General features: G+C 71.2%; 20 protein-coding genes. 13 read left to right on the top strand and 7 right to left on the bottom strand.

Annotated elements, in window-relative coordinates; translation table 11 throughout:
• Nucleotides 1–63 precede the first annotated feature (63 nt).
• The 8 genes from ACH4E8_RS29415 (at nucleotide 64) to ACH4E8_RS29380 (ending at nucleotide 8923) form a co-directional block, all read left to right on the top strand.
• Nucleotides 64–2832, top strand: coding sequence for a hypothetical protein (locus ACH4E8_RS29415; RefSeq protein WP_398453840.1), 2769 nt, complete (start codon nucleotides 64–66; stop codon nucleotides 2830–2832).
• A 12-nt stretch (nucleotides 2833–2844) separates the two neighbouring features.
• On the top strand, nucleotides 2845–6168 hold the full coding sequence (locus ACH4E8_RS29410) for a hypothetical protein (protein WP_398453838.1): 3324 nt from the start codon (nucleotides 2845–2847) through the stop codon (nucleotides 6166–6168).
• A 16-nt stretch (nucleotides 6169–6184) separates the two neighbouring features.
• Nucleotides 6185–6625: a hypothetical protein gene (locus tag ACH4E8_RS29405; protein ID WP_398453836.1), complete on the top strand. Its 441-nt coding sequence runs from the start codon at nucleotides 6185–6187 to the stop codon at nucleotides 6623–6625.
• Between the two features lie 77 nt (nucleotides 6626–6702).
• The gene (locus ACH4E8_RS29400; protein ID WP_398453833.1) at nucleotides 6703–7533 is read left to right on the top strand and encodes an N-acetylmuramoyl-L-alanine amidase; all 831 of its coding nucleotides are present in this window, start codon (nucleotides 6703–6705) and stop codon (nucleotides 7531–7533) included.
• Nucleotides 7530–7967 (top strand): HNH endonuclease signature motif containing protein, encoded by a 438-nt coding sequence (locus tag ACH4E8_RS29395; protein WP_398453831.1) that lies wholly within the window; start codon nucleotides 7530–7532, stop codon nucleotides 7965–7967. Before ACH4E8_RS29400 ends, ACH4E8_RS29395 begins: the two co-directional genes overlap by 4 nt.
• Nucleotides 7968–7984: 17 nt before the next feature.
• Nucleotides 7985–8209: a holin gene (locus ACH4E8_RS29390; RefSeq protein WP_398453828.1), complete on the top strand. Its 225-nt coding sequence runs from the start codon at nucleotides 7985–7987 to the stop codon at nucleotides 8207–8209.
• On the top strand, nucleotides 8206–8460 hold the full coding sequence (locus ACH4E8_RS29385; protein WP_361964042.1) for a hypothetical protein: 255 nt from the start codon (nucleotides 8206–8208) through the stop codon (nucleotides 8458–8460). The genes ACH4E8_RS29390 and ACH4E8_RS29385 overlap by 4 nt, the downstream gene beginning before the upstream one ends.
• Nucleotides 8461–8515: 55 nt before the next feature.
• Nucleotides 8516–8923, top strand: a complete 408-nt coding sequence (locus tag ACH4E8_RS29380; protein WP_398453825.1) for a hypothetical protein — start codon at nucleotides 8516–8518, stop codon at nucleotides 8921–8923.
• 47 nt (nucleotides 8924–8970) lie between these two features.
• Here the strand turns inward: ACH4E8_RS29380 and ACH4E8_RS29375 are convergent, their stop codons facing one another.
• From ACH4E8_RS29375 to ACH4E8_RS29365, 3 genes are all read right to left on the bottom strand, one after another.
• The gene (locus tag ACH4E8_RS29375; protein ID WP_398453822.1) at nucleotides 8971–9429 is read right to left on the bottom strand and encodes a hypothetical protein; all 459 of its coding nucleotides are present in this window, start codon (nucleotides 9427–9429) and stop codon (nucleotides 8971–8973) included.
• Between the two features lie 65 nt (nucleotides 9430–9494).
• Nucleotides 9495–9686, bottom strand: a complete 192-nt coding sequence (locus ACH4E8_RS29370; protein ID WP_398453819.1) for a hypothetical protein — start codon at nucleotides 9684–9686, stop codon at nucleotides 9495–9497.
• Nucleotides 9687–9844: 158 nt separating this feature from the next.
• The gene (locus ACH4E8_RS29365; RefSeq protein WP_398453817.1) at nucleotides 9845–10057 is read right to left on the bottom strand and encodes a hypothetical protein; all 213 of its coding nucleotides are present in this window, start codon (nucleotides 10055–10057) and stop codon (nucleotides 9845–9847) included.
• A 107-nt stretch (nucleotides 10058–10164) separates the two neighbouring features.
• On the opposite strand from ACH4E8_RS29365, the gene ACH4E8_RS29360 reads away from it, so the two are divergent.
• Complete coding sequence (locus ACH4E8_RS29360) at nucleotides 10165–10440, top strand: hypothetical protein (RefSeq protein WP_398453814.1); 276 nt, start codon at nucleotides 10165–10167, stop codon at nucleotides 10438–10440.
• Between the two features lie 17 nt (nucleotides 10441–10457).
• On the opposite strand, the gene ACH4E8_RS29355 is transcribed toward ACH4E8_RS29360, so the two are convergent.
• The 3 genes from ACH4E8_RS29355 to ACH4E8_RS29345 all read right to left on the bottom strand — a co-directional run bounded on the left by ACH4E8_RS29355 (nucleotide 10458) and on the right by ACH4E8_RS29345 (nucleotide 12820).
• Nucleotides 10458–10667, bottom strand: coding sequence for a hypothetical protein (locus tag ACH4E8_RS29355; RefSeq protein WP_398453812.1), 210 nt, complete (start codon nucleotides 10665–10667; stop codon nucleotides 10458–10460).
• A gap of 241 nt (nucleotides 10668–10908) precedes the next feature.
• Nucleotides 10909–11442: an NUDIX hydrolase gene (locus ACH4E8_RS29350; RefSeq protein WP_398453810.1), complete on the bottom strand. Its 534-nt coding sequence runs from the start codon at nucleotides 11440–11442 to the stop codon at nucleotides 10909–10911.
• A 49-nt stretch (nucleotides 11443–11491) separates the two neighbouring features.
• Nucleotides 11492–12820, bottom strand: a complete 1329-nt coding sequence (locus ACH4E8_RS29345) for a transcriptional regulator (RefSeq protein WP_398453807.1) — start codon at nucleotides 12818–12820, stop codon at nucleotides 11492–11494.
• A gap of 162 nt (nucleotides 12821–12982) precedes the next feature.
• Between ACH4E8_RS29345 and ACH4E8_RS29340 the strand changes: the two genes are divergently transcribed.
• From ACH4E8_RS29340 to ACH4E8_RS29325, 4 genes are all read left to right on the top strand, one after another.
• Entirely contained in the window at nucleotides 12983–13177 is a 195-nt protein-coding gene (locus ACH4E8_RS29340) for a hypothetical protein (RefSeq protein ID WP_398453805.1), read from the top strand.
• Complete coding sequence (locus ACH4E8_RS29335) at nucleotides 13174–13512, top strand: hypothetical protein (protein ID WP_398453803.1); 339 nt, start codon at nucleotides 13174–13176, stop codon at nucleotides 13510–13512. The genes ACH4E8_RS29340 and ACH4E8_RS29335 overlap by 4 nt, the downstream gene beginning before the upstream one ends.
• A gap of 112 nt (nucleotides 13513–13624) precedes the next feature.
• Entirely contained in the window at nucleotides 13625–13861 is a 237-nt protein-coding gene (locus tag ACH4E8_RS29330; protein WP_398453801.1) for a hypothetical protein, read from the top strand.
• Entirely contained in the window at nucleotides 13861–14172 is a 312-nt protein-coding gene (locus ACH4E8_RS29325; RefSeq protein ID WP_398453799.1) for a hypothetical protein, read from the top strand. Before ACH4E8_RS29330 ends, ACH4E8_RS29325 begins: the two co-directional genes overlap by 1 nt.
• 3 nt (nucleotides 14173–14175) lie before the next feature.
• Here ACH4E8_RS29325 and ACH4E8_RS29320 read toward each other — a convergent pair whose 3' ends face one another.
• Complete coding sequence (locus ACH4E8_RS29320) at nucleotides 14176–14427, bottom strand: helix-turn-helix domain-containing protein (protein ID WP_398453796.1); 252 nt, start codon at nucleotides 14425–14427, stop codon at nucleotides 14176–14178.
• Between the last annotated feature and the right edge of the window lie 88 nt (nucleotides 14428–14515).

Genomic DNA, 14515 nt, shown 5'->3' with positions numbered 1-14515 from the left:
GTCGACGACCCGGATCTGATCCGCGCCGCCCTCCGCGGCTGACCACCAAGGAGGCGGTGCGGCATGTCGTCCATGACGATCGGTGACCTCGTCGGCTACATCCGCGCGGATGGCTCGGACTTCGAGCGCGGCATTGCCAGGTCGCAGCTCCGCATGGAGGGCTTCCGCCTCGACACCGCCGGGCGCCTCCGCGACCTCTCCGGACGCTTCATCCGCGAGTCCGAGGTCATGGGCAACGCCCTGGCGGACGGCTTCTCCGACGCTGAGCGGGCCGGTACCCGGATCGTCACGGTGTACAGCAGCGTCGCGGACGCCCAGTCCAGGACGATGCGCGCGAGGTTCGCACGCCTCCGCGAGGAGGCCGGCCGGCTCGGCACCTCGCTGGCGGGCATGGTCAACCGCGTCGCCGAGCGCGTCGGCGCCCTGGACTTCAGCCGCCTTGCCGCCGCCGGGCCCGCGATCGGCGGCGTGGCCATGTCGATCGGCGCCGTCGCCGGCCGGCTCGGCGCGGCGGTCCCGGTGGCCGCCGGGCTCGCCGCGACGGTGGGCAACATCGCCCCGGCGGCGGCAGTCGCTGTGACGGGCCTGATCGCGGTGCAGTTGGCGTCCAAGGCGCTGAAGATCGGCATGCAGGGGGTCGGGGACGCCGTCTCGGCCGCGATGGACCCGTCCGATCCGCAGGCGTACGCCGAGGCCCTCAAGAAGCTCTCACCCAACGCGCGTGCGTTCGTCGGGCAGATCCGCACCATGCAGCCGGCGTTCAAGGGCTTGCAGCAGGCGGTCCAAGACCGGCTGTTCAAGGGCCTCGACGGCACGCTGAAGGCCATGGGCAAGCACACGCTGCCCGTGCTCCGGACTGGGCTGACGAACTCGGCCGGCGCCCTCAATGGGATGGCGAAGGGCATCGGATCTGCGGCCGTTGGGCTCGGCCGGTCCGGGACCCTCGGCCAGGCGATCCAGGGCGCGAACGCGGGCCTGGCGAACATGGCGTCGATACCCGGGCAGGTCGTCACCGGGCTGGTGCAGATCGGTGCGGCAGCCGCCCCGGCGTTCTCACACCTCACGGGCTGGGCCGGTGACGCGTTCACTGGCCTGTCAGAGAAGATGACGGCGGCGTTCAACAGCGGCGGCATGCGGCGGGCGATCGAACAGGCGATCGTCGTCATCGGCGACCTCGTCGACGTCGCAAGGAATGTCTTCTCCATCGTCGGCAGCATTTTCTCTGCGGCGAACGCGTCGGGCGGCTCCTTCATCCAGGTGCTCCAGCAGATCACGGGGGCGCTCGCGGATGCGTTCGCGTCGCCGGCCGTCCAGGCCGGGTTGCGGGCGATCTTCGAGACCGTTGCGACTCTGGCGCGCACCGCCGCGCCGCTCCTTGCGTCCGCCCTCAGCGCGCTTGGGCCGGTGTTCGCCGCGCTCGGCCCTCCGGCGCAGGTGCTGATCAAGGCGCTCGGCGCCGCCCTCGGGCCGATCATCGCTGCTCTCGGTCCCGTACTCCAGGCCGCCGCGAAGGCGGTCGGTGCGCTTGTGGTGGCCCTGTCGCCGTTGTTGCCGGTGATCGGCCAGCTTGTCGCGGCGCTACTGCCGGCGCTCTCGCCGATGCTGGCCGCGATCACCAGCGTCTTCGTGGCGCTGGCGCCGGTGGTGCAGCAGGTCGCGACGATGCTCGGCTCCACCCTCCAACCCGTCATCAAGGGCCTGAGTAGCGTCATGGTTGAGCTGGTGGAGCAGGGCGCGGCACAGGCCCTCAGCATGCTCCAGATGCTCATCCCGGTGGTGCCGGTCCTCGCTCCGCTGTTCGTGCAGCTCGGGCAGTCCGTCGGGCAGGTGCTCACGGCGATCGCGCCGCTCCTGCCGCAGATCACCCTGCTGGGCGTGCAGCTCGTGTCCGCGCTGCTGCCGGCGATCCTGCCGCTGCTCCCGGTGCTCGTGCAGCTCGCGTCTCTCTGGCTGCGGCTCGCGACGGGCGTCATCACGAACGTTGTGGTCCCGGCGATCTCCGGCATTGTGGCGATCCTGGCTGGGCTTCAGACGGCGTTGCAGCCCGCGATCGCGGCCGTCACGTGGCTGACGCAGGGCATCGCCGATGCCTTTTCCTGGTTGTACAACCTGCTCGTCGGGAACAGCATCATTCCCGACCTGGTCAACGCCATCGTCTGGTGGTTTGCCGGGCTCCCTGGCAAGGCGCTCTCAGCCCTTGGCGGGCTGGTGTCCGCAGTAGCGGGCCCGGCGCGCACCGCCGCGTCACAGATGATCACCGCCGTGCGGGACGGGGTCGCCAAGGCGGTCGAGTGGGTCCGTGGACTCCCTGGCCGTGCCGGGCGGGCGCTCGGCAACATCGGATCGACCCTGTACAACTCGGGGCGCAGCTTGGTGCAGGGCTTCATCAACGGCATCACGAGCCGCGCGGGCGACATCGCCAACGCGGTCAGCAGCATCGTGAGCAAGGCGCGCGACTTCTTCCCCTTCAGCCCCGCGAAAACCGGCCCTTTCTCGGGCAAGGGGTGGGTCCTCTACAGCGGGCAGTCGATCGGCCAGGCGCTCGCCGCCGGCATCACGGGCGAGCAGGCCACGGTGGCGCACGCGGCGGGCGGCATGCTCGCCGCCGCGCAACAGGCCCTCGGCGCGGGCCTCGCGCTCCCCGGGGCGGGCATGCCGGGGCTGGCTATGGCCGGCGCCGGCGCGACGGCGGGCGCCGCTGGAGAGCGGCGCATCGTGCTGGAGATCCGCTCCGACGGCGGCCGGTATGGCGACTTCCTGACTGAAGAGATCCGCAGCCGGGCCGACCTGCTCGGCGGCGGCGACGTCCAGAGGGCTTTCGGAAAGCGATGAGAGGAGGATCCGATGGCGATCCCTGACGCGCGTGTGGAGCTGCAGATCGACGGTGTGTGGACGCCGGCCGTGGTGCGGCATGAGCCGGGCATCACGCACACGCGCGGCCGGCGGTCGCGCGGGTCCCGGGCGGACGCGGCCGAGGTCGCACTCACGTTGGACAGCCCTGGCGGGCTGTACGACAACCGCAACCCGCGCTCGCCGTACTACGGGAAGCTCGGCAGGAACACGCCGCTGCGATTGTCCGTGGACAGCGGGCAGCGGGCGCTGTACCTCGGCCCCACCGGCGGCTTCCAGAACGCCACGACTCCGGCCGGGACGCCCGTCGACATCACCGGCGACCTCGACATCCGCATGGACGCGACGGCCGAGAACTGGGTGCCCTCCGGGTCGCTCCAGTTGTGCGGCAAGGGCAACCAACTCACCAACCAGCGCTCTTGGCTGTTCATGACCCGAGACGGCCGGCTGCACTTCGAATGGTCGACCGCCGGCACCAGCACCCTGGAGCGGGACTCCACCGTGCTGCTCCCGGTCCGGTCCGGCCGGCTCGCGGTCCGCGTGACGTTGGACGTCGACAACGGCAGCGGCGGCCACACCGTGGTCTTCTACACGGCCCCGACACTGGCTGGCCCGTGGACGCCGCTCGGCGCCCCGATCGTCACGGCCGGGGTGACGTCCGTCTTCGCCAGCACGGCGCCCGTGCGTGTTGGCACGGGCTTTGGTGATCTGGGTTTCCCCTGCCCCGAAGGTGTTGTACACGGCTTCGAACTGCGGTCCGGCATCGGGGGCGTGATCGCGGCGAACCCCGACTTCGGCGCTCAGGCCGAGGGCGCGACCAGCTTCGCCGATGGCGCCGGCCGGTCGTGGTCGCTCTCGGGCGGCGCCGCGATCACCAGCCGCCGTATCCGTGCCCGCGTGGAGGTCCCGAAGTGGGAGCCTCGCTGGCACCGCAGCGGGCACAACGTGACCGTGCCGATCACCGCCGGCGGACTCTTGCGCCGGCTGGAAGCGGGGCGCCGTGACCTGGAGTCCACGCTGCGGCGCCGCATTCCGAGTGAGTCGACCGTGCGGGCGTATTGGCCGATGGAGGACTCGCGCGACGCGACGCAGGCTGCGGCCGGGATTCCCGGTGTCGGCCCGCTGATCACGAGGGGTCTGGAGTACGGCTCGGACGGGAGTTTGCCCGGCTCGAAGGCGCTCCCGCGGGTGCTCGATGAGGGCTACGTCGTCACGATGTCGGGCCGTGTGCCCGCGTACACGCCTACGTCGTCGTGGATGGTGTCGTACGTCTTCCTTCTGGACCCGTCGCCGGCCGGTTCTGCGCCTACGGAGATCCTGGAGTTCGGGACGTCCGGGACGGTGCGCCGGCTCTCCGTTGTCTACGAGGCGGGCTGGGGGCTGCGGCTGTACGGCTACGACGCCTCCGGGACGCTGATCATCGACACGTCCGTCGGGCTCTTCCCCTCTTTCCTGTCGGAGTGGAATCGGCTGGAAATCATCGGCAAACCGGGCGCGCTGCCGGGGCAGGTCACCTACCAGGTCGGCTACATGGCGGTGAGCGGTCTCGGGTCGTGGGGCAACCAGACCATCAGCGCCGCGACCGCGGGCGCCGTGACCCGGATCAACGCGGTCATCGGCGCCCCCGCCACGGTCGCCGGCATGCGGATCGGGCACCTGGGGGTGTTCGCACGGGACGACACGCTGATCTACAACCGGGCGGACGAAGCGTACGTCGGTGAATCAGCGGGGGACCGGCTGCGGCGCCTCACCTCCGAGGAGGCCGTGGCTGCGGTCATTGACGGCGGCCCCACCACCGAGATGGGCTACCAGTTGCCCGGGCCGCTGCTGGAGTTGCTGGAGGACGCGGAGGCTGCGGACGGCGGGCTGCTCGGGGAGCGCGCGGACGTGTTGGCGTTGGCGTACCGGCCGCGGGTCGGGCTGTACAACCAGCGGCCGGCTCTGACCTTGGATTATGCCCAGTTGACGCAGCCGTTCGAACCGGTCGAAGAGGACACGGTCCGCAACAGCGTGACGGTGACGCGGGAGAACGGCTCCTCGGCCACGGTCGAGCTGACCAGCGGGCCGCTGTCCGTTGCGGAGCCGCCTGCGGGCATCGGCCTATACGAGGACTCCGTGGGCCTGAACTTGTTCCACGACGGGCAGCCGGAGCAGATCGCCGCGTGGCGCCTCGCTCTCAGTACCTGGGATGAGTACCGGTACCCGCGGCTGAGGATGATGGTCCACAAGTTCCCGGAGCTGGCGCCCGCGGTGGCGGCGCTGCGGGAGGGCGACATCATCCGCATCACCGGGCTGCCGGACTATCTGCCTCCGGGGCCGCTGGATCTGATGGTCCTCGGCTGGTCGGAGACGTTCGCCGAGTTCGCGTGGACGATCGACTTCATGTGCGCGCCCGGGGGGCCGTGGGCGGTGGGGGTTGCCGAAGACGCCGTTCTGGGGCGGCCGGACACGGAGGCGTCCAGCCTCGGCGCCCCAGCGACAGAGACGCAGACGGCTCTGGAGGTGCAGACCGACAGCGGGCCCCGCTGGATCGACAGCGCCGGCTACGCCTCGCACTTCCCCTTCGACCTGCGGTTGGGCGGGGAGGTCGTCACCGTGTCCGGCATCGCGAACCGCGTGGACGACTTCGCGCGCACCCTGTCGGGCACGTGGGGCACGTCGTCGTCCGGGCAGGCGTGGATGGAGGTCGGCGGCGCCACCTCAGATCGGACGGTGGCCAGCGGCCGGGGCGTCATCACCCTGGCGGCCAACGCTGGGTCGATCCGTTTCCAGACGATCACGGGGCCGGTCGCGGATGCCGAGGTACGGGTGCGCATGTCGGTGTCGGCGGTCGCGACCGGGGCCGCGTTCATCCCCGGCATCTGCCTGCGCGCCGTCAGCACCTCCGTGTTCTATCGGGCGCGGGTGCACTTCGGTCTCGCGGGTGCCCTGTCGGTGTCCGTCACGCGCGGCACGACCCAGGTCGGCTCGGCGCCGAGCCTGCCGTACACGTACACCGCGGGCCAGGAGTTCGAGGTACGCGTGCGGCTCGTCGGGCACACCGTGCAGATGCGAGTGTGGCCCGTCGGCCAGCCGGAGCCCGTCGACTGGACCCACACGGCCACGATCACCACGGACACGATCGCCGCCGGCGAACTCGGCCTCACCGCGTCGGCGTTCAACGGCAACACCAACACGGCGCCCGAGATCCGCTTCGACGCGTTCGAGATCATCACGCCGCAGCTCGCGACGGTGACTCGCTCCGTGAACGGCGTCGTCAAGGCGCACTCGGCGGGCGCCGCGGTGGCGCTCGCTCACCCGATGCGCACCGCGCTCTGACCAGAATGGAGAGGTCATGCCGATCCTGGCAGGCCAGATCGTCACCGCCGCCGCACTGGACCGCATGCAGCCGACGCCGTACAGCGCGGAGGCGACCGCCGCTCTGAACGGCACGACGACGTACCAGCCGATTCCCGGGCTCACCGCGACGATCGCGACCGAGACAGCGGGCGCCAGATACACAGCGAGCGGCGTGTTCGACTGCTCGGTCACCACCGTCCACGCCTCGAACCTCATGGTCGGAAAGTTGCAGGTCAACGGCACCGACCAGAGCGGATTGGCGATCCATGCAATGGACACCCTGGACCGAGACACGGTCGCGATGTCCTGGTCCGGCACCCTCGGCGCCGCAGGGACGCAGACGTTCACGCTGCTGGGCGTGATCAACGCGTCCGGTGGCGCGGGCCTCTTCCACATCAACTCGCGCCTGGAGGTCGTGATCTACGAGGTCACCTGACCCGTTCCCCCCTTCACTTTCCTCAGCCCCATGCCGTGCTTGGCCTGGGGCTTTCTCGTGTGCCCTGGAGGCCCATCATGCAATTCGTCCGGCGCTCCGACTGGGGCGCGCCCGCCACAGCCGCTGATCGGATCGCGAAGGTCCGCGGGTCGAAGATCCACTACTTGGGGACCGCGTACACCTCGCGTGCGCACGACCGGTGTGACGACCAGGTTCGCGCGATCCGCGCTGCTCACCTCGCGGACAGGACCGAGAACTACTCGGACATCGCGTACAACGTCCTCGTCTGCGAACACGGGTACGTCTTCGAGGGGCGGGGTGCGTACCGCCGCACGGGCGCCAACGGGAGCCGTGCCCTCAACGAGCAGCACTACGCGATTTGTGCGCTCCTCGGCAGCAAGGGCCTCGTCACCCCGACGGAGGCGATGCTGCACGGCTTGCGGGACGCGATCGAGTACCTGCGCGAGCACGGCGCCGGCCAGGAGGTCCGCGGACACCGGGACGGGTACGCGACCGCGTGCCCGGGGGATGCGCTGTACGACTGGGTGGAGCGCGGCGCCCCGCGGCCCGGCGGCTCCGATCCGGTACCGCCCGCGAAGCCCGGGACGCGACCGCCCGCGAAGCCCGTCGTCGACCTGTCCCGGCTGATCGCCGCCGCCCGGAGCGACCCGCCGAAGAAGGGCACCCCTGTCAGCTACTACGGCACCAAGACGGTCGAATCCGCGCTGGTGGCCGAGCGGCTGCTGTCCCGCGAGTTGGCCGACGGGCACTACGGCACCGCCACCGTGCGCGCGTACGCGGCTTGGCAGCGGCGCTGCGGCTACAAGGGCGCCGACGCCGACGGTGTGCCGGGCCTGGAGTCGTTGAGGAAGCTCGGGGCGAGGCGCGGTTTCCAGGTGACGCCGTGACCGCAACGGACGTCCACGAGCGCTTCTGGAGCAAGGTCGACGTCGGCCTCTGCTGGGAGTGGTCGGCAGGGCTGACCCCTGCGGGCTACGGGAAGTTCTGGCAGGGCGGGAAGACACGGCTGGCCCACCGAGTGAGTTGGGAACTTCTCGTCGGCGAGATCCCCGACGGCCTGCCGCTCGACCACCTCTGCCGCAACATCTGCTGCGTGAACCCGGACCACCTGGAGCCCGTAAGCACGGCCGAGAACACGGCACGCAGCTCCAACAGGCAGGCCCTTGCAGCCCAGAAGGCAGCGGTAACGCACTGCTCCAACGGCCATTCGTACGCCGACCACTCGGTCATCGACCACCGCGGAACGCGTCTGTGCATTCCGTGCCGAACTGCCCGACGAGAGCGTCACCGCGACCGCCGCGGCTTCACCATCACCCCCTGAAGAACGGAGAACCCCCCATGTCTCGACTCGTCCTCGACACGATCGAACGCACCGCCGGCACGTACGTCGTCGCCCTCCTCGGGCTGCTGCTCGCCGACGGCTTCGACCTCACCGACCTGTCCGCGCTCAAGGCCGCGGCGATCGCGGCGATTCCGGCGGGCCTGTCGGTGCTGAAGGCCGCCGTCGGCACGGCCATCGGCGATCAGTCGACGGTCGGTTGGATACCCCGGAGTCGCCGGTGACTCCCGAGCAGACGACGCAGGTCGCGGTCGAGCTGGCGGAGGTGAAGGGCGAGATTCGTACGGGCTTTGCCGAGCTGAACGGCCGGCTGGATCTGGCGCTCCAGCGTACGGGCCAGTCGGAGGCCGACATCGCGGCGCTGGAGCAGCGGGTGGAGGCTCTGGAGCGGGCGCGGTGGCCGCTGCCGTCGATGGCGGCGTTGACCGCGCTGGGTGCGCTCGCTGTTGCGCTGTGGCAGAGCGTCGGCCGGTGAAAGAGGAAACGGGAAACCCCTGTTGGCGCGTGGTGTCGCGGTGCACGCTGGCCGCATGACTCCCTTACTGCGGGTCGTGTCCTTCGGGTACGGCCACGCCGCCCCGCCGTTGGCGGACATCACCTTGGACCTGCGGCGCTCCCTCAGGAATCCGCATCACGACCCGGCCATGCGCGAGCTGACCGGCCTCGACGACCGCGTGTACCGGCACGTCCTCGACACCCCGGGGGCGCGGCACCTCGCCTCCCAGACCACGCTCGCGGCGCACATGCTGCTGACGGAGACCAGTAGCCCGGTGGTGACCGTCGCCACGGGCTGTGTAGGCGGTCGGCATCGCGCGGTTGGGATGGCTCGGGAGATCGAGCAGCAAGCGCGAGCGTACGCCGCCGCGGCGGGGTACGTGGTGGAGCTGGTGCACCGTGATGTGCATCGGGACGTGCTGCCGTCGTCCGTCCACAGCTGAGGACTGCCCCCGTCTGCCCCTTCGTGGGGTGGGCGGGGGCGGCTTTGTCATGTGCTGGTGTAGGTGGCGAGGACGGCGGCCAGTTCGCGCAGGCCGGCGGGCGTGTCGTCGTAGATCCTGAGCTTGCTGGACTGGGAGCCGCGGGCCTGGGTCAGGAGGTGGTGAGCGTCGGCGGCGACCTCTGCGGGTGTGGGGGCCCCATGCAGCAGGAAGCGCGTGAGCGGGATCTTGGGGCGGATGTGGCTCTCGTGCCCGTAGTTCTCGTCGTGGATGCCGACGTTCCATCCGATGCCCTCGCCCCAGAGCAGACCGTAGCCGGCGTCGTCGTCGCAGCCGTGGAGACCGCCGAAGTGCTGGCTGACCCAGTCGGGGTCGGGGGTCAGGATCGCGTACTGCTCGCCATCGGTGGGGTCGCGGCCGAGTACCGGGTCGGCGAGGGGGACGCCGGCGGCGGTGATCGCGGCGGCGCACGCGGCGATGTACGGGCCGTGGGTGTACGGGGGCATGCCAACGACGGTACGGCCGCCAGCCCCTTGATCGTTGGGAGTTGCGGCGCTTTGTCAGAGATTTGTCACGTACTCGGCAGCCGGCGGGCAAGCCGCTCCCACAGATCGCCGGCTGCGGCGGCGGTCTCCTCGCCGGTGCCGGGTGCGTCGGCTACAGCTCGGAGGATGGCGATCACGGCGGCTGCCTCGCCTGCGGTGAGGAGGGCGAGGCGGTCTCCGTCGGTGTCGTTGAGGAGTTGGGCGAGGTCGAGGTCCATGCTGGTGCAACGGCGCGGCCCGGCGTGGCGTCACGGGCGGGCGGCTGCGCTACGGTGGTCGGCGCCCCGCCGCGCGGGGATTGTCCGGTGACCATCCAGCAGCTTCGAGACCTGGGGCTGTCGTCCCCGCCGTCGCGGGGGTGCTCCGTGTTTCCGTCTCAGCTCGTAGTCGTCCCCGCCGTTGCGGGGTTGCCGGGGGCGGTGCGGTCCAGGACTCGCGTCATCTGCTCGGCTACCTCCATCTGCTGCTCAGCGTGGTCGGGGTGGTCGGCGGCCAGCATCCCGGCTGAGAACGAGAGCCACGCCTTGGCCGTGGTCAGGGCGGCGCGGAGGTCTGCGGTGTGCTGGTCGCGCGGATCGGGTGCGGTCATGGCGGGAGGCTACCCGGCCAGGGCGCCGTCTGCGGGGGTGCGCCAGATCTCGGCCGATGTGCACCGGTAGTGCACACCGCCCGCGTCGGCCCGGCCATCCTGGGGGCATGACCTACGGCACGGAGCGCGTGCAGGAGATCGTCGATTGGTACCTGGGCGTACTCGGGACGTATCCCGTCGGCCCTGATCGGGAGGCTCGGAGCACCATCGTCTCCGCCTACTGCGCGCACGCGATGAGGGCTGCGGAGGATCCCTCTCCGGCAGCCGAGGCGGCCGCTGCGGCGTGGTCGCGCGCAGTGCTGATCCTCGCCGAGGCCGCACGTGCGGAGGGCCACCCGGGCTGGCAGGCGCGCTGGGATGGCGTGTACGAGACGGCCGGTTGAGCAGGGCTGGGCCCGGGCTACGCCGCGGTGTCCTCGACGCCGTGCCGCACTGCGCGCTTCAGCGCCTTCTCCACGGCGTAGCGCCCCTGCCCGGTGGCTTCGGCGTGCGCGGTGATCGCGGCCTGCACCGCGGCGGCGGTGGGGATCGTGAGGGCGCCGGCCTGGATCTCCTCCCAGGCGGTCTGCTCCAGCGCGATCAGTTCGTCCGGGAGTTCGATATCTGCCACGGCGGGATCCTACGGCAGGGCGTCGCTCCGTTCGGGCGCCTGGGCCTGGGGCGGCTCCGGCGCGTACAGCCGGATCCGGTCGTACCCCTGTTGTGTGGCTGGATCCGGTGCCATGCTGGGAGACCCCCTCAGCGGACCCGGGGTCCGTCGACCAGCACGCCTCGGCGGACGCATCTGCCCGATCCGGTGTCCGCTCGCGCCCCTCCCGCCGACCCACCGGGAGGGGCGCACCCGCGCTCGGTCACCTCAGCCGCATGTGGTGCAGCAGCAACAGCCCGGCCGCCATGTTCGCCGCCGGGATCTCGCCCCTGGCGATGAGGTCGGGCACGCGCTTCAGCGGCACCCACTCCCGGCGCGAGGACTCGAAGTCGTCCTCGGGGTGCCCGATGTAGGTTGCGCCTTCCGCCCAGTACAGGTGGTGCCTGGCGTCCGCCAATCCGTTGGCCGGTTCGACGGTCAGCAGGTGGTGGAGGGGGCCCGGCCGCCAGCCGGTCTCCTCCTCCATCTCCCGGGCCGCCGCCGTCTCGACGTCCTCGCCGTCCTCGACGACGCCCGCGGCCAACTCCCAGCCCCAGCTGTCGGTGATGAAGCGGTGGCGCCACAGCAGCAGGACTTCGTTCTCCTCGTTCACCGCGGTGGCCAGGGCCACGGGACGTTGGCGGATGAGGTAGTGGTCCAGGTGCCGGCCGTCGGGCAGCTCGACGTCAGCGAGGTTCACGCGGAACCAGGGGTTCTCGTACACGGTGTGCTCGGACAGATTCCGCCATACCGACACAGGGGGTCACGCCTCTCGCTGGGATGCTCTTCATCTCACCACACACCCACTACCAGCGGACACGCAGTGTCTCGTCGATCGCCGCGACCGCGTCCGCGCCCGCCCGACCGCCCTCGGCAAGGACGCGGCGTAGCTGGGTCAGTCGGTCGGTCAGCCGCCGCGACTCCATCCCCGCTGACACGTCCAGCATGTCGAGCGCGGTGGCCGCCGCGGCGTCGGCGTGTCCTCGCCGAGCCTGGACGGTCGCGAGCGAGGCCAGGCGATGAGCGCGCCCGCGGGGGTGAGCGGGCGCCCGGGCGGCTTCTATCGCGTACTCCTCCGCAACGCCCAGGTCACCCAAGCTCGTCAGCGCCTCACCGACGCACGTCTCCATCAGCCCTTGCTGCACGTACGCAGTCTCGGCCGGCTCATCCTCGCGGCGGATCAGGCCGGCTCGTGCCTCGGCGAGGGACATGGCCTGGTGCGCGGCGCCCGCGTCGCCGAGGTGTGCGTACGCCTTCGCCTGCATCGCGTACAGGTCGCACGCCAATGCGTGGCTGACTGCTGCTCCTGCCGCGCGGAGTCCGGCCTCAGCGAACGCGACGGCCTGCCGGTAGTCAGACAGGAACAGCGCCTGGTTCACCAGCAGCGCTATCACGTACCCGCCGAACGCCCGGTCACCGGACGCCTTCGCGAGCCGTAGCGCTTGGTGGAAGTAGCGCTGCGCGAGCCCCTGGGCGTCGGAGTCGTACGCGCAGATCCCGGCGACCGCAACGAGTCCACCAGCGGCGCGGTGGAGTTCGCGCCCGGTGGCGTCGCTGTACGAGCCGTGCAGCAGCGGGGCCGTCTCGGTGTTAAGGAACGCGAGCACCCGGCCGCGGGTCGCGACGCCGCCGGCCTTCCGGTACATCTGTTCGTAGTGGGACCGGGCAGTGCGCAGGACGCCGACATCCTCCGCACCGACGTGGATCGTGCCGCTGCGCGATACGTCGGCGTCCTCCGGCGGGTTCTCCCATTCCCACACGGGCCCGACGGCCGGTAGACCCGCGATCACGGGTGCTTCCTGGACATCGCGTCGGTCCTGCGCGTCGCCACGCCACATCGCGGTGGATCGCTCGATGAAGCCGCCCAGGGGTGTGGCTGCGGGAGCGTCCGTGTTGCCCATGCCGACGTCGTCGAGGCTGAGGGTGCGCCCGACGCGGGCCCCGAGGATCTCGCAGATCGCGTCGGGCACGTGACCGCGGGGGCGTTGGCCCTTCAGCCACCTGATCACGCTGGAGTGGTCGTACGACGCCTTGGTCCCGCGGGCGCGGAGCGCCTGGTTGACGCGGGCGGCGAGTCCGACGCGGCTCACGCCGGCCTCTTCGAGCAGCGCGTCGAGGAGGGTGTTGGCTTCCACGGCGGCCCCCTGTGTCGATCGGTGCACCGAGCGTAGCGGTGAGTGGTTCACACAGTGTGTGAAAGGACCAATGCAGCAGCACCCCTTCACACACTGCCGCAGGACCGCGGTCGCTCCCTACCGTCGTGGGACTGCTTCAGCCCACTCCTTGGGAGCCCCCCGATGAAGCTCACACCCATCCCCGCAGAAGCCGACGCCCTGCCGGCGTCGCAGCGGTGGCCGGCGTGCACGTGCGGCCAGTCCGTCTGCCCCGACCGGCCCGCCCCCGACAACGACAGCAGCGACTCGGCGACGCTCACCGCGCTGCGCGCCCGTACCCGCGAGGTCAACCGCGCGCCGCGGCGGTGGCCCGCGTGACCGGCCCACTCGTCATATCCGCGAGCGACGCCGATCTGCACCGCGATGTGCGCCTGGCCTGGACTCTGGCCCAGGCCGCCCCGATGCGGCAGCAGGCGCTGCGCGACCGGCTGCGGCAGCACATCGGCGCGCTGACCGGCCCGGCCGAGGCGTACGCCGACACCATCACCGACGAGGGGCATCGGAGCATCGTCATCGCAGGCATCGCGAGCGCGCGCGCCGCGGCCGTCGGCGTCGACCCCGCGGTGCTGCCCGGTGAGGAGTTGATGGTCCTCGCCGAGTACATCAAGACGCTGCTTCTGTACGGCCGTCAGGCGACCGCGGCCGCCCCTTGATCCCCGTGCGCCTGCGCATTGCCCCGCGCCGGCGCACGGGCACCGCCCTGGTCCTACCTACAGCCCTGAGGTAGGGCCGGGGCATCCACCCCCCGTTCAACAGGAGGCACCCATGCCTACCCTCGCTCGCCATCGCCGGACCCGGCGGCGCCGCCGGCCCGGCCGGCACACCGCCGAGTACCTGACGGCGTACCCGCCGCCGGCGCCGTTCGTTCCCAGCGCCTGGTCCCGCCCGTGGACCGGGCCGACGAAGGAGGAGGCGCGGCGGCTGTTCGAGGAGCAGGCCGCGCGCGCCCGCCGGCGGCTCGTCATCGCCCCGCACGGCCTACCCCAGAGGAGCGCGGCGTGATGATCCTGATCCCCGTCCGCCGCGCGAAGCTGACCGAGACCGACGTCACGACGTGCGAGTCCTGCTGGCGCGAGCCCGTCACCGTCGTTCGCACCGGTTCCCGCGGGCGCGCCCTGCTGTGCGTCTCCTGCGCCACGGGCGACTGCCCGCTGCGCGTTGTGGTGTTCCCGCCGTTCGGGATGTACGGGGTCACCGAGCGGATGGTGGAGGCGGGCAAGCACGGGAAGCCGACGCCGCAGATGCCACCCGACCCTGGCCCGCACCCGCCCCGGCCGGCGCCCACCCCGACGCCGGGCCTGCCCCCGGTGTAGGCGCTACTCGCCCGCGTCGTCGGCGACGAGCTGCGACAGCGGGACGCCGATGGCGTCGGCGATGCGGATCAGCGAGTCCAACAGCGGGGACGCGTGCCCCTGCTCGATGCGGTTGTATGTCGCCCGGTCCATCCCGATGGTCAGGGCGACTCGCTCCTGCGTGAGGTCCCGGTGGAGCCGTGCCGCGCGGATCTGGTCGCCAATGACGCGGCGGCGGTCGATGACCCAGGCAGGGGGCGGGGCGGAGCGTGGCACGGACCAACGCTCACGGGGCCATGATCGAATGTATGTAGGGCAGAACCTACATTCATCTCGCCCCCCATCAGGCTGGTGCTCCTGGTCC

The organism is Streptomyces sp. NPDC017979 (assembly GCF_044328175.1).
GTDB lineage: Bacteria > Actinomycetota > Actinomycetes > Streptomycetales > Streptomycetaceae > Streptomyces.
The sequence above is the reverse complement of the archived record's forward strand: the minus strand, read 5'-3'. Positions and strand labels throughout refer to the sequence as shown.